The following is a 24,009-nucleotide window of genomic DNA, read 5'->3' as shown; positions in this document are numbered from 1 at the left end:
CCCCTTGGACTTAAGATGACGTTAATGAGTTAAGTGGATGAGATTGCTCATCCCAGCGTGCTGTAAAGAAGCTACCTACAACTGCTTCGTCGATATCGCTAAGCGATTTAAACTGCCAGTTTGGTGCACCGTCTTTGTCGATTAGTAGCGCACGAACTCCTTCTTGGAACTCGCCTACTTCGCCACAGCGAACCGACATACCCAGCTCCATTTTAAAGCACTGTGCTAATGTCATTTCTTTTGAATTAGCTAATTGACGTTCAACCAGCGCACAACTAAGCGGACAACCATGCGCTAATGACTTTTGCGCACGGGTAAGCCATTTATCTTCGGTTTCTAAGCTTTGGATGTAGTCAACTTTGCCCTGCAGTGAGTCAAATTCAGCCAGCTTTTGAATAACCTCAAGGTTATCTTTTACGTTACCTTTAGGGACACGACCTGAAATATTATCAATAGAGATTAGAATGTTAGTCAGCTTTTCGTGATTTAATGAGGCTGTTTTTCCCCACTTTTCAGCTGTGATAGCCGTTAAAATAGCGTCATATTTATCTGCTGTTGCATAGTGATCAGCAAGATTAACAAACAAGGCATCTTCAGCATTGATAGACGCCGCAGTTAACCCTAAAAATAAACCCACTTGCTCAGGCATTTTATGTAAGAAATAACTGCCGCCAACATCTGGGTATAAACCAATAGTTAGCTCAGGCATTGCAATACGCGATGACTCTGTTACCACTCGGTGACTTGCCCCAGCCATTAAGCCAAGACCGCCACCCATAACAATGCCATTACCCCAAAGTAATATTGGCTTTTCATAGCAGTGAATTAGGTAGTCTAATTTATACTCAAGGGTAAAAAAGTCTTCAATGTAGTGAGCAGGCTCACCTGTGCTCATTGCTTTATGCAGGCTAACGACATCGCCACCGGCACAAAATGCTTTTTCGCCAGCCCCTTTTAGAATAACCATGGCAACTGCGTCATCGTCAGCCCATTTTCTAAGCTGAGGCTCAAGCAGTTGGATCATGTCGTAATTTAAGGCATTTAACGACTTAGGCGCATTGAGTGTCGCAATTGCAATGAGGCCGCTCTCGGCCTCTGCAGTTTCAAACACCACAGGCGCATCTTGATGATTTAGTAGTGTTAAGTTAGTCATTAGCCATTTACCCAATTTGCTTTACGCTTTTCTAAGAACGCATTCACGCCTTCTTTTTGATCTTGCGTATCGAATAATTGTACAAATAACTCACGCTCTAATGGCAATGCATGGGCCATAGGTTGTGTGCGACCTTTTTGAATAAGCTCTTTACATGCAGTCACAGCAACCGGGCTTTGTTCGCCAACTTGGTTAGCAAGTTTCATTGCCGCAGCTAAGCTTTCACCAGTACCAACCACTTCTTCAACAAGGCCAATTTCACGTGCTTTGTCTGCTTTTAAGCGTTCACCACATAAAATCATGCGTTTTGCCCAGCCTTCACCTACAAGCCATGCAAGGTTTTGCGTACCACCAGCACAAGGCAACAAGCCAACTTTCGCTTCAGGAAGTGCCATTTGAGCTTGCTCTTCAGCAATACGAATATCACAAGCAAGGGCCACTTCAAGACCACCGCCCATGGCATAACCATTAATTGCCGCGATTGATACACCACGGAAATTAGTTAATGCTTCAAATGCATCACCAAACACTTTAGACATAGTGGCTGCAACGCCTTTATCACCACTAGCAAACACGTTTAAATCGGCACCAGCACTAAAGAACTTTTCACCTTGGCCTGTAATCACTAATGCATAGACATTTTTGTTAGCATTTAGCTCAGTTACAGTGTCTTTTAATGCAGTTAATGTATCTTGTGTCCAGGTATTCGCTGGCGGGTTATTCATAGTTAAAACCGCTACATTACCTTCAATATTTAAATCAATCGATGGGTTAGACATAGGTTGCTCCTTATAGAATGTCACCAGCTGACTCAGCTAAGATACGACGTGCGATAATCACACGCATGATTTCGTTTGTGCCTTCAAGAATTTGATGCACACGGACGTCTCTAAAATGACGCTCTAATGGGTATTCTTTGATGTAACCGTAACCACCGTGAATTTGTAGTGCGTCATCACAGACTTTAAAGCCAACATCTGTAGCAAAACGTTTTGCCATTGCACAGTAAGTGGTTTTTTCACTGTCACCCGTATCAAGTTTAAATGCGGCTAAGCGCACCATTTGACGAGCGGCAACAAGCTCGGTGTTCATATCGGCAATCTTAAATTGCAGTGCTTGGAAAGCAGCTAATGGCTTACCAAACTGCTCACGCTCTTTTAAGTATTCGCGAGCAGTATTAAGAGCTGCTTGAGCTGTACCTATTGAACAAGTTGCAATGTTAATACGACCACCGTCTAAGCCTTGCATTGCAAACTTAAAGCCTTCGCCTTCTTGACCTAGTAAGTTAGCCGCAGGAATTCTGACACCTTCAAAGCTAATTAAACGTGTTGGCTGTGCATTCCAGCCCATTTTTTCTTCAGCTTTACCGTATTCAATACCTGCTGCATCAGCTGGCACAACAAATGCCGAAATACCAGCAGCGCCTTCACCACCTGTGCGCGCCATAACAACCAGTAAGTCAGTTTCACCAGCACCCGAAATAAACATTTTAGAGCCTGAGATCACATACTCATCGCCCTCTTTAACCGCTTTGGTTTTTAGCGATGCGGCATCAGAGCCTGAACCCGGCTCTGTTAAACAGTAGGACGCAAGTAACTCACCCATTACTAATTGTTCACAGTACTGGGCTTTAACCTCATCAGTACCAAAGCTTGCAATCATCCAGGTTGCCATATTATGAATGGTCAACATAGCGGTGGTTGCAGTACAACCCATGGCAAGCTGCTCAAAGATAATGCTTGAATCTAGGCGAGATAAACCTAAGCCGCCCGCTTCTTCTGGGGTATATAAACCACAAAAACCTAGCTCACCGGCTGCTTTAATGGTGTCTTTCGGGAAAATGTGCTCTTGGTCCCACTTTGCTGCATGTGGAGCAAGTTCAGACTCTGCAAACTGACGGGCTGTTTCAGCAAACGCTTGCTGATCTTCGGTTAAATTAAAGTCCATAGTAGACCTCTATTTTGTTGTCTTATTCTTGTGTGAATAACGATTGTTGTCGTTTAAATGTGTGTTCTTTGAGCGAGCGTGTGCTCGCTCAGCAGTAAATTAATTACGGCTTATTTAAGGTTGATACTCATGTTCGGACCAGAGGCGATATCATCCTCGAACCAACGTGAAGTAATTGTTTTCGTTTCTGTGTAAAAACGAATACCTTGCTTACCGTAGGTGTGTTGGTCACCGTAGAATGAGCCTTTCCAACCTGTGAAAGAGAAAAACGGTAGTGGCACAGGAATTGGCACGTTGATACCAACTTGACCTACTTCGATTTCATGTTGGAATTTACGTGCAGCAGCGCCGCTTGATGTGAATAACGAAGTACCGTTACCGTAAGGCGAGTTATTGATAAGCTCAATCGCCTCATCGAGTGTATCTACAAAAATACAAGCCAGTACTGGACCAAAGATCTCTTCTTTGTATAAATCCATTTCTGTTGTTACATCAGTAAATAATGTTGGGCCAACCCAGTTGCCTTGCTCGTAGCCTTCAACAGTAAAGTCAGAGCCATCAATTAAGCACGTTGCACCTTGTTCTTTACCACTTGCGATAAGTGATAAGATTCGATCTTTTGCCGCTTTTGATGTTTGTGGGCCGTAGGCCGCGTTTGCATCATCCCATACACCAGGGCGTACGTTTTCAAAGCCTGCTTTAATTTCATCAACCCAGTCTTTTGCTTGACCAACAAACACAGCAACCGAAATACCCATACAGCGCTGACCCGCAGCACCTACAGACGCACCTACTAGATTATTTACAACATGCGATTTACTTGCATCAGGCATAATTACCATGTGGTTTTTTGCACCCACACAAGCTTGTACGCGTTTAAGGTTTGCTGTGCCTTTTGAATAGATGTATTCACCTACACCACACGAACCAACAAATGAAATAGCGCGTACTGCTGGGTCTTCTAATAAACGGTCAACTTGTGGTTTTGTACCATGAACAACTTGTAACACCCCTTTTGGCGCACCCGCTTCAACAAATAGTTCAGCTAAACGCATTGGTGTTAATGGATCTTGTTCTGATGGTTTGAGAATAAAGGTGTTACCACACACAATAGCCAGTGGGAACATCCATAAAGGGATCATTGCAGGGAAGTTAAATGGCGTAATACCCGCACATACACCCAGTGGCTGCATGTAAGAGTATGTATCGATTTTACGCGCTACGTTTTCCATTGTTTCGCCCATCATTAGTGATGGTGCATTGGCTGCTTGCTCAACCACTTCAATACCACGCCAAACATCGCCTTTGGCATCTTCAAATGTTTTACCCAGCTCATGACAAATAATCGTCGCAAGCTCGTCATGGTTTTCTTTTAGTAGTGCTGCGTATTTCATCATAATGCGCGCACGCTCAGAAATTGGCACTTCTTTCCATGTTTTAAATGTTTCTTTTGCAGAGGCAATGGCTGCATCCATTTCAGCATCCGTTGCACACGGAACTTGAGCTAACACTTCTTGGTTTGCAGGATTGATAACATCAATCAACTGCGTTGAACTTGATTGGGTAAATTCGCCGTTGATAAATAAAGGTACTTGGTGCATGAGGCACTCCTCCCCAGTGGGTATAAAGAGGCCGCAACATGATAGTTTTTAAAATACGTTGCGGCTGTGAGAGATTAAAATTCTAAAGCGATTAAATAACTTCAACTGCCATAGCAACAGCTTCACCACCACCGATACACAGTGAGGCAACACCTTTGCTAAGACCACGATTCTTTAATGCATGAATTAAGGTAACTAAGATACGCGCGCCGCTTGCACCAATTGGGTGACCAAGTGCACAGGCACCGCCGTTTACGTTTACTTTGCTTTCATCAAGTTTTAACTCGTTAATTGCAAGCATAGTCACCATGGCAAACGCTTCGTTGATTTCCCATAAATCAACATCATTCACAGACCAACCAGCTTTTTCTAAAAGCGATTGCATCGCGCCAACTGGTGCTAAAGTAAATTCACTTGGTGCTTGAGAATGTGTGCTGTGAGCAACGATACGACAAAGTGGTGTTAAACCTTGTGCTTTTGCATCTGACTCACGCATCAACACAAGTGCTGCTGCACCATCAGAAATTGATGACGAGTTCGCAGCTGTAATCGTGCCGTCTTTTTTAAATGCAGGACGTAAACCTGGAATTTTATCAGGACGCGCATTGCCTGGTTGCTCATCAATCGCAACGGTCACATCACCTTTGCGTGTTGAGATAGTGTGTGCGGCGATTTCATTATCAAATGCGCCTGTTTCAATTGCGCTATTTGCTTTAGTCAGTGAGCTAAGTGCAAAGTTGTCCATTTGTTCACGACCAATTGAATATTGATCGGCAGTATCTTGTGCAAAACAACCCATTGCTTTGTTGTCGTAAGCATCTTCAAGGCCGTCACACATCATGTGATCTTTTACTTCGCCATGACCCATACGCATACCTGAACGTGCATTCGGTAACATATAAGGCGCGTTACTCATGCTTTCCATACCACCTGCAACAGCGGTGTTTATAGAGCCTGATTTAATTAAGTCATGGGCAAACATTGCAGCCTTTAAGCCAGAGCCACATACTTTGTTGATTGTTGTTGCGCCAGTACCTTGGTAAAGGCCCGCTTTTAACATTGCTTGTCGCGCAGGTGCTTGACCAAGACCAGCTGGTAATACACAGCCCATGATCACTTCGTCAATCTTATCGGCAGATAAACCAGCTTGCTCTAAGCTACTTTTAATAGCTGTAGCACCTAAATCAGTTGCGTGAGCACCACTAAGTGCGCCCATAAAACCACCCATAGGGGTGCGTTTTGCGGCAACAATAACAACGGCTTCAGTAGTCATAATTGGCTCCATGTTAGTGGTTATCATCATGTGTTCAAATCATGTGTAACCAAACAGTTAATTTGTTATAGTTTAATTTCGATTTAATTCAGCATACATAATATTTACGTTTACGCCAACGTAAATCTAAAATCAACTTTTTTGCGGTCGTTAAAACTGTAAACTTATCTGTATTTTGTTGTATTAAAAATCGAACATCTGCTTACAAGGCTAGATAAATAGAGCTTTCCAACAAATCCAACCAGTTATCTTTATAAGTCTAAAGTATAACTCCCAAATCACCCTTTACCTTTACGTAAACTTCACTTATATTGGAGTTATTCGAATGAGGTAAATAAATCATGAAACAAGACAATCAAACAAACTTTGAAAGCGCAGCAGTTGAACCTGCTAGCAATGAGCAAACGTTTAGTATCAGCGAACTAGCAAAAGAATTTGATATTACCACCCGCTCTATCCGCTTTTACGAAGACCAAGGTCTGATATCACCTGAGCGCAATGGTCAAACCCGTATTTATTCAAAACGCGACAAAGTAAGACTAAAACTTATTCTACGCGGTAAACGCTTAGGTTTTACCTTGGCTGAAACGGGTCGTTTGTTTGAACTTTACGATGCTGATAAATCAAGCGCTAAACAGCTAGTGACTATGCTTGACCTTATCGCAGAGAAAAAAGCGGACCTAAGCCAACAAATGGACGACATTAAAGTTGTACTGATGGAATTGGTTACAGCAGAACGCCGCTGTCGTGAAACCCTTAATAATTTAGACGAATAACCTGACAACAATCTCGTCAACAGACTCTCACAGGAACACACATTATGAGCACTATTTCACTATACAAAGAAATGAACTTCGGACTTGGCGAAACAGCAGACATGATCCGCGATCACGTTAATAGCTTTGCCAGCCAAGAAATCGCCCCACTTGCAGAACAAACAGATTTAGACAATGCCTTCCCTAATCAACTTTGGCCACAACTTGGCGAAATGGGTTTATTAGGTATGACAGTGCCTGAAGAATTTGGCGGTGCTGGCCTTGGTTATCTTGAGCATGTAATCGCAATGGAAGAAATTAGCCGTGCAAGTGCATCGATTGGTTTAAGTTATGGTGCTCATTCAAACTTATGTGTTAACCAAATTAACCGTAATGGGTCACAAGCACAAAAAGAAAAGTACTTACCAAAACTTATTAGTGGTGAGCACATTGGTGCCCTTGCGATGAGTGAGCCAAATGCGGGTTCTGATGTTGTATCAATGAAATTAAAAGCTGAGAAAAAAGGCGATGTATTTGTACTTAACGGTAACAAAATGTGGATCACTAATGGTCCAGATGCCGATACCTTTGTTATCTACGCAAAAACAGATTTAAATGCCGGCCCTAAAGGCATCACAGCGTTCATCGTTGAACGTAACACTCCGGGATTCTCTACTGCGCAAAAGCTAGACAAACTTGGTATGCGTGGCTCTAACACCTGTGAATTAGTGTTTGAGAACTGCGAAGTACCAGCAGAAAACATTCTAGGTAACTTAAACGAAGGCGTAAAAGTACTTATGAGTGGCCTAGATTATGAGCGTGTTGTTTTAGCGGCAGGCCCGCTTGGCATTATGCAAGCATGTATGGACATTGTGGTTCCATATATTCATGAGCGTAAACAATTTGATAGCCCAATTGGTCAGTTCCAGCTTATTCAAGGCAAAATCGCTGATATGTACACGCAAATGAATGCTGCTCGTTCTTATGTTTACACGGTAGCTCGTGCATGTGACCGCGGCGAAACAACGCGTAAAGATGCCGCTGGCGCAATTTTATATGCCGCAGAGCTGGCAACTAAGATGGCCCTTGATGCTATTCAAATCTTAGGGGGTAATGGTTATATCAACGAATACGCAACAGGTCGTTTATTACGTGATGCAAAACTGTATGAAATTGGCGCAGGTACCTCTGAAATCCGCCGCATGCTAATTGGTCGCGAATTATTCACTGAAAGCCGATAGGACCTTGTTATGACGATTTTAAAATCGAGTGTAAATCCACACGATCCGCAATTTTTGCAAAATCACGACAACATGGCAGCACTCGTAACTGACTTACGTGAAAAAGTAGCTGATATCCGTTTAGGCGGTGGCCCTGCCCTGATTGAGCGCCACCAAGGCCGTGGTAAGTTGTTTGTTCGTGACCGTATTGAAACGCTACTTGATGAAGGCTCGCCATTTTTAGAGATTTCACAATTTGCAGCCTTTGGCGTGTATGAACAAGCCATTCCTTGTGCCGGTGTTGTTGCCGGTATTGGTCGTGTGAAAGGCGTTGAATGTATGATCATCGCCAATGATGCAACCGTAAAAGGCGGTACTTACTTTCCGTTAACGGTGAAAAAACATCTACGCGCCCAAGATATCGCAGAGCGTTGTCATTTACCGTGTATTTATTTAGTTGATTCAGGCGGTGCAAACCTGCCTGAACAAGATGATGTATTCCCAGATAAATTACATTTTGGCCGTATTTTCTATAATCAGGCACGTATGTCTGGTAAAGGCATTCCACAAATTGCAGTCGTAATGGGTTTATGTACTGCAGGTGGTGCTTATGTACCAGCGATGGCTGATGAAAGTATTATCGTAAAAGAGCAAGGCACAATTTTCTTAGCAGGCCCGCCACTGGTTAAAGCGGCTACGGGTGAAGAAGTTAGTGCAGAAGAGCTCGGTGGTGCTGATGTTCACTGTAAAACATCAGGTGTTGCCGATCACTATGCTGAAAACGATGCTCATGCGCTTTCGATTGCGCGCCAATGTATTGAACGAATTAACTATCAGCGCCCTACTGCACCGTTACTTGATGATGTTAAACCACCGCGTTACGACATTAACGAAATTTACGGCATTGTGGGTACCGACCTTAAAAAGCCATTTGATGTACGCGAAGTAATTGCTCGTGTTGTTGATGATTCATCATTTGATGAATTTAAACGATACTTTGGCGAAACATTAGTAACCGGCTTTGCAAAAATATTTGGTCACTCTGTCGGTATTGTTGCCAACAACGGCATTTTATTTAGTGAATCGGCGCAAAAAGGCGCGCACTTTATTCAACTATGTGCGCAACGCAAAATTCCTTTGGTGTTTTTACAAAATATTACTGGCTTTATGGTTGGTAAAAAATACGAAGCCGAAGGCATCGCCAAGCATGGTGCGAAAATGGTAACCGCTGTGTCATGTGCTGATGTACCAAAATTCACCGTATTAATTGGTGGCTCGTATGGTGCAGGTAACTACGGTATGTGTGGTCGTGCATTCGAACCAACCATGATGTGGATGTGGCCAAACGCCCGTATCTCTGTAATGGGTGGTGAACAAGCAGCTGGCGTTCTTGCACAAGTTAAACAAGACGGTTTAGCCCGTAAAGGCGAAAGCATGACTGATGAGCAAGTCAGTGAGTTTAAAAAGCCAATTATCGAGCAATACGAAAAACAAGGTCATCCATATTACGCCAGTGCCCGCCTTTGGGATGATGGCATTATCGATCCTGCTGATACCCGCAATGTATTGGGGCTTGCCTTAAGTGCAGCTAAAAATGCACCAGAGCGCGATTCGCAGTTCGGCGTATTTAGAATGTAATGGAGGCCTTATGTCAGTAACACTCGAAATAACAAAATCAAATGTGGCTGTACTGGTACTAAGTCGCCCTGAAAAACACAATGCATTTAACGAAGAAGTCATCAGTGAACTGATCCGTTTAATTGAACACGCAAATAGCTGTGATGTGCGCGCACTGGTTTTAAAAACCGAAGGTAAGCACTTCTCTGCTGGCGCTGATTTAAACTGGATGAAGTCGATGGCAGGCAATGACTTTGCTGAAAACTTAGCGGACTCTATGCAGCTAGCAAAGCTTATGAAAGTCCTTGCTACAAGCCCACATCCAACAATTTGTGCTGTACAAGGTGCTGCATTTGGCGGTGCGTTAGGCTTGATTGCGTGTTGTGATATCGCAATTTGCCAAGACGATGCACAGTTTTGCTTAAGTGAAGTAAAGCTTGGTCTTATTCCTGCAGTTATCAGCCCTTATGTCATTAAAGCTATTGGTGAGCGCGCTGCACGTCGTTATTTTTTAACGGCAGAGATTTTTGACGCGCATACAGCTAAGCAACTGGGTTTAATTCACCAGATCACCGGCGATTTACAAACAGCGCTCGATAAACACTTACAAAACCTTGTGAACAATGGCCCTATTGCCGTTAAAGCAGCAAAGCAGCTAATCAATGATGTCGCTGGCAACGTAATAGATGATGCACTTATTGAGTTAACCGCAGAGCGCATTGCACGCATTCGTGTATCTGAAGAAGGCCAAGAAGGTCTGACTGCATTTTTTGAAAAACGCGCCCCTAACTGGCAGAAATAGGAACCATTATGACAACAAAATCATTGAAAAAAATTCTCGTTGCCAACCGTGGTGAAATTGCCTGCCGAGTTATGCGTACAGCAAAGCAAATGGGCTTAACAACGGTTGCAGTTTACTCAGATGCAGATAAACATGCTCAGCACGTAAAGCTTGCTGATGAGGCGTACCATATTGGTTCTGCACCAAGTAAAGACTCATACTTAGTGGCAGACAAAATCATCGATGTTGCAAAACAAGCAGGTGTTGATTGTATTCATCCAGGTTATGGTTTTTTATCTGAGAACTGTGACTTTGCGCTCGCGTGTGAGAAAAATGATATCGCCTTTATTGGCCCACCAGCATCAAGCATTGAAGCCATGGGTTCAAAAACCCGCGCTAAAGAAATTATGCACCAAGCGAATGTACCTTTAGTACCTGGTTATTATGGTGACAATCAAGATACTGAGTTCTTACAAGCTGAAGCTGAAAAAATTGGTTATCCGGTACTGATTAAAGCGGCTTTTGGTGGCGGTGGTAAAGGTATGCGAGTTGTTGAACACGCAAAAGACTTTATCAGTGCTCTTGAAGGCGCAAAACGTGAAGCAAAAGCCGGCTTTGGTAACGATTTAGTACTGTTAGAGCGCTACGTCACTAAACCTCGCCATGTTGAAGTACAAGTTTTTGCAGATAGCCATGGTAACTGTGTGTACTTAGGCGACCGTGACTGCTCTTTACAGCGTCGTCACCAAAAAGTAATTGAAGAAGCCCCTGCTCCGGGTTTATCTGATGCACTTCGTAAAGAAATGGGTGAAGCTGCGGTACGTTGTGCCCAAGCGATTAACTATCGCGGTGCAGGTACGGTTGAGTTTTTACTTTGTGGTGATGAATTCTTCTTCATGGAAATGAACACCCGTTTACAAGTAGAGCACCCAGTAACAGAAATGGTTACTGGTGTTGATTTGGTGAATTGGCAAATCAACATTGCGGCAGGTGAAGCATTACCACTTAGCCAAGCAGATATTCAACTGCAAGGTCACAGCTTTGAAGCGCGTATTTATGCTGAAGATCCAAGTAATGACTTTATTCCTTGTTCTGGCCACATTGATGCCCTATTTACACCGAACGAATCTGAATTTGTACGTATAGATACAGGGATTGCAGCGGGTGATGAAATCAGCCCATTCTACGACCCTATGATTGCTAAGTTAATTGTTCATGACGATAACCGTGAGGCTGCGCTTGGGCGTTTATCAAAAGCATTAGAGCAATTCCACCTATCAGGTTTTAGCTGTAACGTTAATTTCTTACATAATCTTGCTAACCACCCAACTTTTCAAGCAGGTGCACCCGATACGCACTTTATTGAAGACCAAGGTGAGCGCCTTGTTGCTAAAAACGAGCAACAGTCTGTTATTGCGACCGTTGTAGCAGCCTATGTGTATGCACATCAACTAAAAGGTGAAAACAGCAGCCCATGGCAACAATTAACAGGCTTTATGCTTAACAGTGACGCTAAAACAACAATTCCGTTTGTAGATTTTAACGTTCATGCTATTAAGACCTCAGAAGGCTTTAAAATCAGCCTAGATGGAGTTGACTATACAACCTCGGGCAAGGTTGAAAATGGCCTTGCAAACTTAGTTGTTAATGGCGAAAAAATCGTAGCTCATATCAATCAAACAGACTCTCACATCACAGTGATGTACAAAGCACAACAAACAGTGCTAGAGCTGATTGATAAACACTATATTAGTGAACACGAAAGTGATGCACTACCACTTGCTGCGCCACTCAATGGTACTGTTGTTAAGCATTTGGTTGAGGTGGGTAGTACGGTTGCTAAAGGTGATGCGGTCGTCATTATTGAAGCTATGAAAATGGAATACACACTCAATGCCCCGCATAATGGTGTATTAACGAGCTATTGCTTTGCTGAAGGTGAACTGGTGAGTCACGGTGATATGCTCGCGATTGTAGAAGAGCCGGAGGCGTAATGGCACAGTTTCCTGATTTTGTTCGCATTGTAGAAGTTGGCGCCAGAGACGGTTTGCAAAATGAAGCAGCCGTTAGTACTCAAGATAAAGTCGCTCTTATCAACGCCCTTGCAGATGCTGGCCTTAAAGATATTGAAGCAGGCGCATTTGTGTCACCTAAATGGGTGCCACAAATGGCTGACTCAAGCGATGTAATTAGCGCGTTAAATTTGCCTAATGTTAACTTAAGTGCCCTCACCCCAAATTTACGGGGTGCAGAAGCAGCAAAACAAGTCGACATTCAAGAATTTGCTATCTTTACAGCGGCAAGTGAAGCGTTTTGTCAAAAGAACATTAACTGCTCTATTGATGAAAGTATTGATCGCTTTAAAGATGTGATGGCTTTTGCCAAAGCGAATAACATTCGTGTTAGAGGTTATGTGAGCTGCGTTATGGGTTGCCCATATCAAGGTGATGTCGACTACAATGATGTATTAAAAGTATCACAAAGATTACTTGAGCTTGGCTGTTACGAAATTAGCCTAGGTGACACCATTGGTGTGGGTACGGCGAAAAAAGTCGATGAATTATTAGATTTACTTTTGCAACATATTGATAAATCAAAACTCGCTGTACATTTTCACGACACCTACGGGCAAGCGCTCACAAATATTTACACCGCCCTAAGCCGCGGTATAGCAACGGTTGACAGTGCTGTTGCAGGCCTTGGTGGTTGCCCTTATGCCAAAGGCGCGTCAGGAAATGTTGCCACTGAAGATGTAGTTTACTTACTGCAAGGGCTTGGCATAGAGCATGGAATTGATTTAGAAAGACTGGCAAAAGCTGGTTGGGCTATTTGCAGTGCATTAAATAAACAACCTGTCAGCAAGGTATCACTTGCTCTAAAGAACACTCAGAATAATTAAGGAGTAGGCTCATGGCCGGTTTCGATAAAGTGGTTTCAAGTTATGAAGCTGCAATGGAAGGTTTAAAAGATGGCGATACTATTATCGCTGGTGGCTTTGGCTTGTGTGGTATTCCTGAGGGACTTATCAGTGAAATTAAGCGTAAACAGACTAAAAATCTAACCGTTGTTTCGAACAACTGCGGTGTTGATGATTTTGGTTTAGGTGTTTTACTTCACGATAAGCAAATTAAAAAAATCATCGCTTCTTATGTGGGTGAAAATGCCCTTTTCGAAAAACAACTACTCGATGGCGAAATTGATGTTGTTTTAACACCACAAGGGACACTGGCTGAGAAGATGCGTGCTGGTGGTGCGGGTATTCCCGCGTTTTATACCGCTACAGGTTACGGTACTCCGGTTGCCGAAGGTAAAGAAGTCAAAGAATTTGATGGTCGCCCGTATATCTTAGAAGAATCAATTACTGGCGAGTTTGCCATTGTTAAAGCATGGAAAGCCGACCGCTACGGTAACCTTGTATTTCGCCACACAGCAATGAACTTCAACCCGATGGCCGCGACAGCAGGTAAAATCACTGTTGCTGAAGTAGAAGAGATTGTTGAGCCTGGAGAACTTGAGCCAAGCCAAATTCATACCCCAGGTATTTATGTTAATCGCGTGATCAAAGGTAACTTTGAAAAACGCATTGAACGTGTAACAACTCGCGATTAAGGAGCATTCAAATGGCATTATCACGTGAACAAGTTGCAATGCGTGTTGCACAAGAACTACAAGACGGTTATTACGTTAATCTAGGTATTGGTATCCCTACTCTAGTAGCTAATTATGTACCAGAAGGTATTGAAGTCATGCTACAGTCTGAGAATGGCCTACTAGGTATGGGTGCGTACCCAACTAAAGACCAAGTTGATGCAGATATGATCAATGCGGGTAAAGAAACCGTGACAGCAGCCACAGGTGCAGCAATATTTAATAGTGCAGATAGTTTTGCCATGATACGGGGTGGTCATGTAGACTTAACAGTATTAGGTGCATTTGAAGTTGATCAGAACGGTAACATCGCATCGTGGATGATCCCAAAGAAGCTAATTAAAGGCATGGGTGGCGCGATGGACCTCGTTGCTGGCGCGAAGAATATTATTGTTACGATGACTCATGCAAGCAAGCATGGTGACTCTAAGTTATTAGAAAGTTGCACTTTACCGCTAACTGGGGTTAACTGTGTAAAGAAAATCGTAACTGATTTGGCCGTACTAGAAGTTAAAGACGGCGCATTTCATCTAATTGAACGCGCTCCGGGCGTGTCAGTAGATGAAATTATTAGCAAAACGGCAGGCAAATTGCTTGTTGAAGGTGATGTTCCAGAGATGGTTTTTTAAACCACTCATACCAGTCGTGTTGAGTTATTAGGCATTTATAGCGACGGAAAAATAGAGTGATAACAAGGCAGAAATTTAGACGTGTAGTTACTCTACATTAGAAATTTCTAACGCAGTTAGCGCTTTATTTAGCACGCTAGAATGACTAAGTATTTAAGTCGATTGGTATCATCCCATGTACCGACCTCATTCCCAGTGCCAATGGCGCTGAGTTACCCAAAATCCCTCGCAAGAGGGATTTTTTTTATCTCTTAGCTACAGAACTTTTGCACCAATTTGTCACACAAATGGTTTAAAATGCCCTAACTTTGTGAGGTGAAAGTCTTTGAAGCTTAGGGTGTTACCTGTTTCAGAAAAATGGTAAAATTCACAATCCACAATAAAAGTAGATTAAACAATCAATTACCGAATGTTTTTTATGCGTTTATGCAAAGATTAGCTATATTTATTTTTTACTCTCTTACTTTTTACATTTTGGGATAATAATTGCTTAGCAGTTAATTAACTAACAAGCGCTATTGAGACTTACTGAAATTAACTATGCAAACACCTATTCGTGGCTTACGCTCATTTTGTTTTGCTGCACGTACTCTTAGTTTTAAAGATGCGGCAAACCAACTTTACCTTACGCCTTCTGCCGTAAGCCATCAGATCAAACAATTAGAAGAACAATTGGGTATTGAACTGTTTGAACGTCAAACCCGCTCAATTCGCCTGACAGCTGCAGGTAAGAATTTTTATGACTCTGTGTCACCGCTTATAAAAGCGCTTGAAAAAACCATCAACGAGTTTAGTCAATTACAAGAGAATGTGACTATTAGCATCACACTACCTGAATTTTTCGCCAGTGAACTTTTAATGCCGAAGCTAAGCGAATGGACTAGTGAACACCCGAATACTAACTTACAGCTTAATACATTAAAAACGCGTAAAGAGCTGACTAAGCAAAGCGATTTGTCGATTGTATTATCTTCATCTAAACCGCATGAAGGCGTTGTACATGAGCTGTTTTCGCTATCGTATACACCAGCATGTAATAAAGAAAACTGGCAAGCATGGCAAGAAAACCCATTTCAGGCCTTAAACGAAGTACCTCTTATACTTCACAAAGCGCGTCCTTGGGCTTGGCATCAATGGGCAGAACATGCCGGTGTAGAAGACTTCGCACCAAAGCAAATTATTCAGGTTGATAGTATGTTTGGTGTGGCACGTGCAGCGCAACAGGGTATGGGTATTGCCCTAATCCCCTTACCTATTAGTCAGACTTGGTTTGATGAGCAATGGCTATTTAATTTCACTGATATGCCATTAAAAACCAAAGACAAATACTACTTAGTGCAACATGACCCTAGCGAAACAAATGCACAGCTAGAGCTGTTTATTAAATGGATGATTGATACTTTTAAACATCTAAAATAACAAATAATAACGACCCTCAACTTCATTGAGGGTCTTTTATTGCTAATTTAGCTTTTAGACTTGGTTACTAAAATACTTACTTTATTTTCACCAATTTCAAAAGACGCTTGTTTACCATACTCCACAATAAAAGAAGGTGTAAAAGATCTTCCAGTGAGCGTGATAGATGTTTCTATTGCCGCCGTATTCTCTTTTTGTGGTATCACTGTAACTTCATAGTTAAAAGAATCGCCAACCGAAATGGTTGCAGGTTGCTTCTCTTCCACCAGCATTACTGGTGATGCTAGTAGCTCATTCGCTTTATAAACTGATGTTTCTACTTGAAAACTATCAGCTGCGAAACAACTTGTTGATGCTAAAAATACGCCTGCTACTAAACCTAACTGTTTGTACATATTTATGTCCTTATCTCATTTATAGGGTTTATCCGTAATTAATATCAGTTAGTACGTTTATTTGATACACGGAAATTTCTGAATCTATAACTATGTCTATTAAAGCTCTCGGTAATAAACATCGATAGTATGTGATATTGCTTCATAACGGTTATTTTCATGTTTAAAACAGGCTTTGCGTAGTTCCTTCTCTTCGTAGTTTTTACCTGCTACTACGACTTGATCTAAAGTTTGTGAACTTGCACAGAATTGCTGTTTTGAAATTGTTTCTATTTTAACTGATTCAGCTTTTGAGCGTGGCAATGAACTAGGCTTTGGGTTTTGCTTCATGCCCTGAAGTAACTGAGCTTTAGTAACTGGTACAGTATCTGACCCTATGCCTGGAATATGCAATGTTTGTCTAATCGTATAGTTTTTACTTAATAATGGCGTAAACAAAGATACATCGTTGCTCAAATAAGCCTGCTCAAAATTAAGATAAACAGCAACTTTATCTTCAGCTGCATTGGCAATAACAGGCCCTAAAAGTAACAACGCAAATATCAGTTTCATGGTTATACGCTTATTCTAAATAAATTAAGTCATCAACTATACATACCACCTTAAAGTACCGATTCAGTCATTAATAAACAACAATTTGTTTGTTTTGCATACTCAGCCCCTTTATTGTTCGTTAGCGTAAACTTTAGCTATTTAAACCCCGTGTCTACTTTATCGGGGTCACATCAGACGGCTGACGGCTGACGGCTGACGGCTTTAAGACTAACTCACTACATTAGACTAAAGTCTATAGGTTAAATTTCTTCATCTATTACGTCATTTTTTATCGTTTGTTGAATTTTCGCTGTTCAATTAAAGTTCATTTGTCGGCGATTGATACCGATTCAAATAGAGGAAAAGATTATGTTTAGTACACTTATGAAACGCGTTGCACTTAGCTCTTTATTAACTTGTTCAGCTATGGCAGTGGCTGATCAGAGTGACTACAAATTGATGGTAATTGACCAATCTATCACTGCTGATATTGCAGAAAACCGTCAATACGAACAAGCATTTAATGACTGTGCTTTAAGTGTTAAAGAGAAAAAATTCTCTGAAGCTGAAACACTTTGCTCAAAAGCAATCAGCTTACTAAGTACAAGTAAAGTACCTAGCTATAAACGTCGCGAATTAACATCGTTTACGTTAAGTAACCGTGGTGTTGCTCGCATCATGTCTGAAAACGACACTGCTGCATTGTCTGACTTTTACGAAGCAGTACAAATTTCAGGTAACGAGTTAGTAGAGCACAACTTAACTCGTGCTAAAAAGAACTTAGCGTTATAAGTTCTCACAGAATTGTGTTGTCTCAAAACCCAGCTTCGGCTGGGTTTTGTCGTTTATGTGTCATTAGTTTTTATTTTTGCGATTCTATTAATGAGTCAAGCTCATTCAGTAATAGTTTCTCTACGGTATTTTTATCCAATTTCGCCAATTCTTCTAAGGTGTAATTTTTGCCAATTTCTTTAGCTAAAATATACCCTAGGTAATAACCTCTTCGGTATGGCAGCTTTGTCTCATCATTACTGAAATTAAAAAATGAAGAATATATATCAGGGTTCCTAGAGTAATACTTTTTCTTAAGATCAGTAAGAGAATAAAGAAGTCTGGAGCTTACGTTTTCAACCATATTGTTAGGTATGTTTAGCATCAATTCATCATTATTCGAAGACGGGTTTAACTGATGTGAAACGTAAGTAGCTAAACCCTCTGTCCAAATCGAGCACCATAACTCATCCTTACAGTGAAATAATTTTTCATGATAAACATGAAGTAACTCATGATGAAAAAATGGCGTATCGTTTTTCCAGGTATGATATTTGGCCATAAGGTCTACACCAAACATTAAGTAAGATTTACCATTTAACTCTCGCGTTGCCCCATTGAACCTTCCTAATGAGTGAAGTATGTAAATGGGGGTTTCAGATTTGAAATCAGGGAAAGTAGCAATAAATGATTCCATACTGCTGTTTAAATCTTTAGATAAACGCCTATTTTTTGATAAATATACTTCTTCTACACCACTGAAACCCTCAATAGCTTTAACAAAGCTTTTATCACTATAAAAAGGCGCAAATTGAGAGGTGAAATGTTCAGAAAACTGCTCTGCTCTATTTTCTGCAGTCAACGTCTTGCTTGACTGATATAAAGAATAAAAGTCATCGGCAAGGTTAATTACCTCGAAATCAGCTGACTGCTCTTTTGCAAGTGGCTTAAATGAAAACACTACTAATATAAGTGTTACCAATAGATGAATTTTAGATACATTTCGCATAATTATGATAAAGAATCTTTATAAAGTTAAAATCAAATAGGTTGAAGTCTCAGTAATTCATAGCTACACAGACAATGCTTGTTTGTAACTTAAATCAAAGTTTTTGAGTAACTGATTCAGGTAGTTCAGGTTTATCTGGTTAGGTTTAAAACTTTGCCCTTTTTCTATATTTGCTATGTGTTTTTTAGCTTTTCTTTATCTTTATTCCAAAAAGCAATGTTTCCTAACACAAAGTCATTCCAATACATTTTTGAGGAAGTTAAATCTTCATGCGGTTCCAATACTTTTTTAGCGTGAAAAACCGCTTGTTGATAATCACCCGCCAAGCCTTCCATTTGAGCTAAATGCCACGTTAACGAGCTTTCTTTTGAATTATTATGAGAAATAAAACGTTTTATCAGAATTGCGGCTTCAGCATGGCAACCTGATTTTTCTAATAACCTAAACCCAGCATCGTATGTCTGATCAAATTGTTGGTATGTGAGGTTCAAATCGTCTTTTAACCTTTCTTCAAGCGCTATTTTACAATCAGCAAAAGCAAGATTTGATGAAAATAATAACCCGATAGATAAAATTCCTGTTTTCATAATTCTGTCCTTAAATTTACTAATGCCTGTATATGATAAAACTGCTATAAAACGCTAAGTTCACCACGAATTAAATGTAGTTGGCTTTAAATAACCTTTAAATTGTTGTTACTTTTCTAGATCATGGTAAACATTTGGATTCCAAATTTGCATAAACATCTCTGGATTTTCAATTGGTAGAAAACCATATTGCGTGTACAAACCATGCGCATCTCTTGTCGCCAATACCATTCTCCTCAAACCTTGAAGCTCGGGATGAGACACTATGCTTTCAACAAGCCACTTGCTCAAACCTTTGCCACGATGGCTCTCTACTATGAATACATCAGCAAGATAAGCAAATGTTGCTTTGTCTGTTATAAGGCGGGCAAAACCTATTTGAGAGTCTTGGCTATCATAAACACCAAAACAAAATGAGTTTGAAATGGCTGTTTCTAGCGTCTGCCTTGGTATTTCGGACGCCCAATAGCTTTTTGAAATAAAACCGTAAATTACTTCAAAATCGAGGTCAGTTTTATCTGTGCTGATTTTATATCCTTGCACCAGTATTCCTTTGTGATGTTAACACCTGTTATTTAAGAGGATCAGTTTTAACAAAGTTACTAACCGATTGCTACATATATAATTAAAACGCTTTTTTAACAGGATATAGCCTACTGACACAAACACTACCACAACGTAAAACCATTACATTGTTATTAAATTTAACAATAATAGATTTGCAGGTTGTTCATAAGGGGCTTTAATACGCCCCTCTTTTTAATGAATTTTTACAAACGCTTTATGAGTTGATCTACTTTTGCCACAACAGGCCATGCTGAAGATTGAAAATTCCCCAAAACAACTAGAATATAGCCTTTTTCTTGATACATATTTAACCTTGCTGTCATGCCTAAATGGGACCCATTATGACCAACAGTTGTATTCCCTGCTGAACTTCTCACAGAGAAACCATATCCCCAGTTTGGTGCATTTAGCTCAGGTTTTGCTGATAAGGCTTTATTAGAGAGTTCACGACTTACTAGTTGAGCATTTTGCATTGCCATGGCGAATTTGTGTAAATCGCCTACAGTTGAATAACCTCCGCCTGCAGGTCCCCCTTTTACCGATTGAAACATCAAATTTTCAGTTACTTGACCAGTTTCGACAGAAAACCAATAATTACGGGCAGTATTTTTGACAGGCACATCTAAGTCATAACTTCCGCTTTGTTGCATGTTAGCTTTTTTATATACATTTTCATTTATGTAATCATAGTAATTTTCACCAGTTACATTCTCAATCACCTGACCAAGTAGAACCATACCCGTATTGCTGTAACGCCATTCAGTTCCGGGTTCAAATGTAGCATCAATTGAAGTGTATAAATGTTGGATATCTTTAAGAGACCGCACCTTATTTTGTATCTCGTCATAGCCAGAAATAATACCAATCCCTGATGTATGGCTTAATAAGTGTCGAATCTTTATTTTGCTAAAATCACCTTTCCCTAAAATGCTTTTATCAATAAATTTAGTGAGCGGATCATCAAGCGATACTTTGCCAGCTTCTATTAGCTGTAAGATAGCGACGCTAGTAAACATTTTGTTCATTGAGCCAATTTGAAACTTCGTTTCTAAGTTATTTTTCACATCATAGCGACGTGAAGCAAAGCCATATGCAGCGCTAAACAAAATGTCATTATTTTTAGCAAGTAATACCGTGCCAGAGAAACTACCTCTTTGCGCCAGTTTATCAGTATAAATTTTGATCTCTTCAATAAATTGTGACTCAGTTAAAGAGCCTTTTGAACCTTGGTTTTGTGGAGTTTCTTCAATAGACCACCCTGTTATTGCTTGAAATTGGTCATCATTAAAAAATAACACTACTTGATGCTGCATATCTGTATTCTTTGAATAAACTTTACTTATATGACGGATGCGATTAGTTGACGTATCAAGTTCTGTAGAAATAACACTCAACTCTCCATGAAAAAGCGCAACATTCATCGAATACCCAACATAACGGTCTTTACCTTTACCCTCCCAGCGTGCAAGAGAATTTGGCGAGAAGTTCTTTACTACAAATTTTTCGATCTCATCTAAATCTTTAGTGTTTAAAACCGTAATAAATTGACTTGCCAATTTGTTATAGTCTACCTCTTTCATTGCATGTGCTTTATGGCTAATAAAACACATAAAAAATATGAGCATTAGTAAATATCGCTTCACTTTACATTCCTTTTATTGTTTATTGAATAATATGGCGCTTGGCCTTTCGATACTTTTACTTTTGCGAATAACAAAAAGCGATGAAGTAGTGATTAAGAAAAGCTTAAGAAAACATTAAGCTGAAAATAACTAATAATAACAAATGGATAACTATCAACTTGAGTGAAAGTAAATTATCAAAACAATTTTTTCTTAATGACTCTTTGGTTAATTTTGAGACTGGCGAAATTCAAACAGATGGTAAAGTTGTTGTTGTAGAGCCTAAGGTGATGGCACTTCTTGAAGTATTTTCGCAAAAACCACATCAAGTGTTATCAGCCGAAATGCTTTTTGCTAATGTTTGGCCACAAGCTATTTTCAGTCCTAATTCAGTTCGCAGAAATATTGCTTTGTTAAGACAAGCGTTATCCGATGAAGAAAAGCACATTATAAAAACACACCCAAAGCGGGGCTATAGTCTCGAGGCTGAAATACGTTTTCCTGATGAAAAAACGAGCACTCCATTAGCAAAAATACATCAGATAAAAAATACAAAACTAGCACTCTTAATTATCCCTGCTTTGTTTATCATTATCTTCCTTTTCAATTTCCTTAACGAAGATAAACACATTTCTTTAGAAGATCTTAAGCCTATTACTGCAAGCAATGAAAAAGAGCGTTACCTACAAGTTAGTCCTGATGGGCGTTTTATGGCTTATATACAAAATACCAATCGTCCTAATAAGCGAAGGCTTTTAATCAAAGATTTACAATTAAATTCATATAAAGAATTATGTACAGACTTAAAAGCGTTTACCTACCTTGCATGGGATACAGATACAAATACGCTTGTATATTCGTTTCAAGATGAAGGGAGTATTTCATTCAATCGACTGCAACTAGATACAGAAGCGAACGTGATCAGTGAAGAAAAACTCTTTTCTCGTACAGATATAACCTGGAACAGCTTGTTTTTTATAGATGAACAAGAAAACCTTTTCTATTTAGCAAATCAAAACAGTTCCGAACACAGCCGTAATGTAAGCCTATATCGACATAACTTGATTACTGGCCATTCTTACGAAATTCTTCAACCAAATGATGATTTCAAGCCCTACAAGCTCGCTTTATCACCTAACCAGAAACAATTAGCGATAATTGGCTTCAATGAAGATGCAATCTCGGAGGTAAAACTATTAAATTTATCGAGTTTTAACCTTGAATCAGTCGGTGAAATTGATCATAACTGGCACTTTATGACTTGGTTTAACGATGGTGACTCTTTGTTATTGAGTAATGGCAGTGAGTTAAAACAACTTGAATTAAACGGCCAATTAACGACTCTTAATTTTAAAAGCTATAACTTTTTGATTTATCCACAAATCGTTAAAGACAAACTGTATTTTATTGAGGCTAAGTCTGATCAAGATATTTTGATTAGCGCTTTAGATTCACTCTCTACTCCTATAAAAATCGTAAACTCTAATACCATTGATAAAGAAGCTGCACTTTCACCTGATGAAAAACTCATCGCCTACATGTCAATGAAAAATGGACTTCCACAACTTTTTCTTAAACATATTGAGACTGAAGAAGAACAATTATTGTTCGTTAACACTGAGCAAGAATATGCTTTATCAAAACCAATATGGGACCCCTCTGGAACACTTATCGCAAGCAGTATAAATAACAAACCATTTCTTATTAAGCTAGAGGAAGACCAGTTCGCAATCGAATGGTTAAATGGAATCATTGGGTATCCAATCGGGTGGTATAAACAGTCAGATGCTATTTTGTTTGTTGATAAGAACACTCACAATGATGAAATAGTTAAATTTGATTTAGTTACTGACGAAATAGTGTCATTAAAAACGCAATTGAAAGATAAAGATATTTTTTTAAATGATAACGACGAATTACTGAGTTTTTCAATTGGCCAAGTAATCACTGCTTCTGGTATCAATCTATTTGATAATACGCATTTTATTTCAAGCATTTACCCTATTAAAAATGGCTTCTATTTTCAATACAAAGAAAACGACTCAAGGACAATGAATTTTTACGATTATGAACTAGGTGTTCAAAATTTAAGTATTGATTTTGAAAAGTTTTGTGCGGATTTATGTAGTCAAATAACTGCTATAAGCGGTAATACTATCTTACTCAAAGAACAAACTGATACAGCAGATATTTTAGTTTTGAATATTACATTAAATAAATAGCTTCAATCATAACTAGCTGACCTAGAGTATGTGTTTTCAACCAAACTGATAACATCAGTACATAAATAGCATTCACAAAACAAAGCTTATTGTGTTTGAAAGTAATTTTCAGACACTCTCCTCTCTAATTTTCCCTACTAAATCGCTGAGAACTGAGTAATTACTCTATAGATTAAATTTCTTCATCTATCAGTTCTAATTTAATCGTTTGTTTAGCTTATAGGAATATTTTAAAGTTCACTCGTTGGCAAGAAACACC

Annotated in this window: 22 protein-coding genes; 11 read left to right on the top strand and 11 right to left on the bottom strand. The window is 40.0% G+C overall.

Annotated features, from left to right (window positions below):
- Window positions 1–10 precede the first annotated feature (10 nt).
- The 5 genes from L1267_RS03395 to L1267_RS03375 form a co-directional block, all read right to left on the bottom strand.
- Window positions 11–1,153 carry an enoyl-CoA hydratase/isomerase family protein gene (locus L1267_RS03395; RefSeq protein ID WP_235382099.1) on the bottom strand — a complete coding sequence of 381 codons (1,143 nt, stop codon included), beginning with the start codon at window positions 1,151–1,153 and terminating at the stop codon, window positions 11–13.
- Window positions 1,153–1,932 (bottom strand): enoyl-CoA hydratase, encoded by a 780-nt coding sequence (locus L1267_RS03390; protein WP_105180497.1) that lies wholly within the window; start codon window positions 1,930–1,932, stop codon window positions 1,153–1,155. The genes L1267_RS03395 and L1267_RS03390 overlap by 1 nt, the downstream gene beginning before the upstream one ends.
- A 10-nt stretch (window positions 1,933–1,942) precedes the next feature.
- Window positions 1,943–3,100, bottom strand: a complete 1,158-nt coding sequence (locus L1267_RS03385) for an acyl-CoA dehydrogenase family protein (RefSeq protein ID WP_235382098.1) — start codon at window positions 3,098–3,100, stop codon at window positions 1,943–1,945.
- Between the two features lie 110 nt (window positions 3,101–3,210).
- Window positions 3,211–4,701 carry a CoA-acylating methylmalonate-semialdehyde dehydrogenase gene (locus L1267_RS03380; RefSeq protein WP_235382097.1) on the bottom strand — a complete coding sequence of 497 codons (1,491 nt, stop codon included), beginning with the start codon at window positions 4,699–4,701 and terminating at the stop codon, window positions 3,211–3,213.
- A gap of 91 nt (window positions 4,702–4,792) precedes the next feature.
- Complete coding sequence (locus L1267_RS03375; RefSeq protein ID WP_235382096.1) at window positions 4,793–5,974, bottom strand: thiolase family protein; 1,182 nt, start codon at window positions 5,972–5,974, stop codon at window positions 4,793–4,795.
- A gap of 341 nt (window positions 5,975–6,315) precedes the next feature.
- Between L1267_RS03375 and L1267_RS03370 the strand changes: the two genes are divergently transcribed.
- The 9 genes from L1267_RS03370 to L1267_RS03330 all read left to right on the top strand — a co-directional run bounded on the left by L1267_RS03370 (window position 6,316) and on the right by L1267_RS03330 (window position 16,043).
- A complete protein-coding gene (locus tag L1267_RS03370) occupies window positions 6,316–6,750 on the top strand; it encodes a MerR family transcriptional regulator (protein ID WP_036968456.1) in 435 nt (144 codons plus the stop codon).
- Between the two features lie 44 nt (window positions 6,751–6,794).
- Complete coding sequence (locus L1267_RS03365; protein ID WP_135924632.1) at window positions 6,795–7,970, top strand: isovaleryl-CoA dehydrogenase; 1,176 nt, start codon at window positions 6,795–6,797, stop codon at window positions 7,968–7,970.
- Between the two features lie 9 nt (window positions 7,971–7,979).
- Window positions 7,980–9,587 (top strand): carboxyl transferase domain-containing protein, encoded by a 1,608-nt coding sequence (locus L1267_RS03360; protein ID WP_235382095.1) that lies wholly within the window; start codon window positions 7,980–7,982, stop codon window positions 9,585–9,587.
- A 10-nt stretch (window positions 9,588–9,597) separates the two neighbouring features.
- A complete protein-coding gene (locus L1267_RS03355; RefSeq protein WP_054553800.1) occupies window positions 9,598–10,368 on the top strand; it encodes an enoyl-CoA hydratase/isomerase family protein in 771 nt (256 codons plus the stop codon).
- A gap of 8 nt (window positions 10,369–10,376) precedes the next feature.
- Window positions 10,377–12,341, top strand: coding sequence for an acetyl/propionyl/methylcrotonyl-CoA carboxylase subunit alpha (locus tag L1267_RS03350; RefSeq protein WP_235382094.1), 1,965 nt, complete (start codon window positions 10,377–10,379; stop codon window positions 12,339–12,341).
- Complete coding sequence (locus L1267_RS03345; protein ID WP_235382093.1) at window positions 12,341–13,246, top strand: hydroxymethylglutaryl-CoA lyase; 906 nt, start codon at window positions 12,341–12,343, stop codon at window positions 13,244–13,246. Before L1267_RS03350 ends, L1267_RS03345 begins: the two co-directional genes overlap by 1 nt.
- An 11-nt stretch (window positions 13,247–13,257) precedes the next feature.
- Entirely contained in the window at window positions 13,258–13,956 is a 699-nt protein-coding gene (locus L1267_RS03340) for a CoA transferase subunit A (RefSeq protein WP_199526468.1), read from the top strand.
- Between the two features lie 11 nt (window positions 13,957–13,967).
- The gene (locus L1267_RS03335) at window positions 13,968–14,624 is read left to right on the top strand and encodes a 3-oxoacid CoA-transferase subunit B (RefSeq protein ID WP_062564432.1); all 657 of its coding nucleotides are present in this window, start codon (window positions 13,968–13,970) and stop codon (window positions 14,622–14,624) included.
- Between the two features lie 540 nt (window positions 14,625–15,164).
- Window positions 15,165–16,043 carry a LysR family transcriptional regulator gene (locus L1267_RS03330; protein ID WP_135924646.1) on the top strand — a complete coding sequence of 293 codons (879 nt, stop codon included), beginning with the start codon at window positions 15,165–15,167 and terminating at the stop codon, window positions 16,041–16,043.
- Window positions 16,044–16,090: 47 nt separating this feature from the next.
- Here the strand turns inward: L1267_RS03330 and L1267_RS03325 are convergent, their stop codons facing one another.
- Both L1267_RS03325 and L1267_RS03320 read right to left on the bottom strand, forming a co-directional pair.
- On the bottom strand, window positions 16,091–16,438 hold the full coding sequence (locus L1267_RS03325) for a hypothetical protein (RefSeq protein WP_235382092.1): 348 nt from the start codon (window positions 16,436–16,438) through the stop codon (window positions 16,091–16,093).
- Between the two features lie 99 nt (window positions 16,439–16,537).
- A complete protein-coding gene (locus tag L1267_RS03320; protein WP_135924651.1) occupies window positions 16,538–16,990 on the bottom strand; it encodes a hypothetical protein in 453 nt (150 codons plus the stop codon).
- Between the two features lie 351 nt (window positions 16,991–17,341).
- On the opposite strand from L1267_RS03320, the gene L1267_RS03315 reads away from it, so the two are divergent.
- A complete protein-coding gene (locus L1267_RS03315) occupies window positions 17,342–17,764 on the top strand; it encodes a hypothetical protein (RefSeq protein ID WP_135924653.1) in 423 nt (140 codons plus the stop codon).
- 70 nt (window positions 17,765–17,834) lie between these two features.
- On the opposite strand, the gene L1267_RS03310 is transcribed toward L1267_RS03315, so the two are convergent.
- The 4 genes from L1267_RS03310 to L1267_RS03295 form a co-directional block, all read right to left on the bottom strand.
- Window positions 17,835–18,752 (bottom strand): hypothetical protein, encoded by a 918-nt coding sequence (locus L1267_RS03310; protein ID WP_235382091.1) that lies wholly within the window; start codon window positions 18,750–18,752, stop codon window positions 17,835–17,837.
- Window positions 18,753–18,925: 173 nt separating this feature from the next.
- Window positions 18,926–19,339 carry a hypothetical protein gene (locus L1267_RS03305; protein ID WP_235382090.1) on the bottom strand — a complete coding sequence of 138 codons (414 nt, stop codon included), beginning with the start codon at window positions 19,337–19,339 and terminating at the stop codon, window positions 18,926–18,928.
- Between the two features lie 108 nt (window positions 19,340–19,447).
- Window positions 19,448–19,882: a GNAT family N-acetyltransferase gene (locus L1267_RS03300; protein ID WP_235382089.1), complete on the bottom strand. Its 435-nt coding sequence runs from the start codon at window positions 19,880–19,882 to the stop codon at window positions 19,448–19,450.
- 227 nt (window positions 19,883–20,109) lie between these two features.
- Window positions 20,110–21,549: a serine hydrolase domain-containing protein gene (locus tag L1267_RS03295; RefSeq protein ID WP_235382088.1), complete on the bottom strand. Its 1,440-nt coding sequence runs from the start codon at window positions 21,547–21,549 to the stop codon at window positions 20,110–20,112.
- A 158-nt stretch (window positions 21,550–21,707) separates the two neighbouring features.
- Between L1267_RS03295 and L1267_RS03290 the strand changes: the two genes are divergently transcribed.
- The gene (locus tag L1267_RS03290) at window positions 21,708–23,750 is read left to right on the top strand and encodes a winged helix-turn-helix domain-containing protein (RefSeq protein ID WP_235382087.1); all 2,043 of its coding nucleotides are present in this window, start codon (window positions 21,708–21,710) and stop codon (window positions 23,748–23,750) included.
- Window positions 23,751–24,009 lie beyond the last annotated feature (259 nt).

The organism is Pseudoalteromonas sp. OFAV1, assembly GCF_021532595.1.
Taxonomy (GTDB): Bacteria; Pseudomonadota; Gammaproteobacteria; order Enterobacterales; family Alteromonadaceae; genus Pseudoalteromonas; species Pseudoalteromonas lipolytica_C.
This window is presented reverse-complemented; position numbering and strand designations above follow the sequence as displayed.

Excerpts from the sequence above, each read along its gene's own strand:
- L1267_RS03395 (WP_235382099.1), bottom strand. The coding sequence starts at position 1,153 with ATGACTAACTTAACACTACTAAATCATCAAGATGCGCCTGTGGTGTTT.
- L1267_RS03390 (WP_105180497.1), bottom strand. The coding sequence starts at position 1,932 with ATGTCTAACCCATCGATTGATTTAAATATTGAAGGTAATGTAGCGGTT.
- L1267_RS03385 (WP_235382098.1), bottom strand. The coding sequence starts at position 3,100 with ATGGACTTTAATTTAACCGAAGATCAGCAAGCGTTTGCTGAAACAGCC.
- L1267_RS03380 (WP_235382097.1), bottom strand. The coding sequence starts at position 4,701 with ATGCACCAAGTACCTTTATTTATCAACGGCGAATTTACCCAATCAAGT.
- L1267_RS03375 (WP_235382096.1), bottom strand. The coding sequence starts at position 5,974 with ATGACTACTGAAGCCGTTGTTATTGTTGCCGCAAAACGCACCCCTATG.
- L1267_RS03370 (WP_036968456.1), top strand. The coding sequence starts at position 6,316 with ATGAAACAAGACAATCAAACAAACTTTGAAAGCGCAGCAGTTGAACCT.
- L1267_RS03365 (WP_135924632.1), top strand. The coding sequence starts at position 6,795 with ATGAGCACTATTTCACTATACAAAGAAATGAACTTCGGACTTGGCGAA.
- L1267_RS03360 (WP_235382095.1), top strand. The coding sequence starts at position 7,980 with ATGACGATTTTAAAATCGAGTGTAAATCCACACGATCCGCAATTTTTG.
- L1267_RS03355 (WP_054553800.1), top strand. The coding sequence starts at position 9,598 with ATGTCAGTAACACTCGAAATAACAAAATCAAATGTGGCTGTACTGGTA.
- L1267_RS03350 (WP_235382094.1), top strand. The coding sequence starts at position 10,377 with ATGACAACAAAATCATTGAAAAAAATTCTCGTTGCCAACCGTGGTGAA.
- L1267_RS03345 (WP_235382093.1), top strand. The coding sequence starts at position 12,341 with ATGGCACAGTTTCCTGATTTTGTTCGCATTGTAGAAGTTGGCGCCAGA.
- L1267_RS03340 (WP_199526468.1), top strand. The coding sequence starts at position 13,258 with ATGGCCGGTTTCGATAAAGTGGTTTCAAGTTATGAAGCTGCAATGGAA.
- L1267_RS03335 (WP_062564432.1), top strand. The coding sequence starts at position 13,968 with ATGGCATTATCACGTGAACAAGTTGCAATGCGTGTTGCACAAGAACTA.
- L1267_RS03330 (WP_135924646.1), top strand. The coding sequence starts at position 15,165 with ATGCAAACACCTATTCGTGGCTTACGCTCATTTTGTTTTGCTGCACGT.
- L1267_RS03325 (WP_235382092.1), bottom strand. The coding sequence starts at position 16,438 with ATGTACAAACAGTTAGGTTTAGTAGCAGGCGTATTTTTAGCATCAACA.
- L1267_RS03320 (WP_135924651.1), bottom strand. The coding sequence starts at position 16,990 with ATGAAACTGATATTTGCGTTGTTACTTTTAGGGCCTGTTATTGCCAAT.
- L1267_RS03315 (WP_135924653.1), top strand. The coding sequence starts at position 17,342 with ATGTTTAGTACACTTATGAAACGCGTTGCACTTAGCTCTTTATTAACT.
- L1267_RS03310 (WP_235382091.1), bottom strand. The coding sequence starts at position 18,752 with ATGCGAAATGTATCTAAAATTCATCTATTGGTAACACTTATATTAGTA.
- L1267_RS03305 (WP_235382090.1), bottom strand. The coding sequence starts at position 19,339 with ATGAAAACAGGAATTTTATCTATCGGGTTATTATTTTCATCAAATCTT.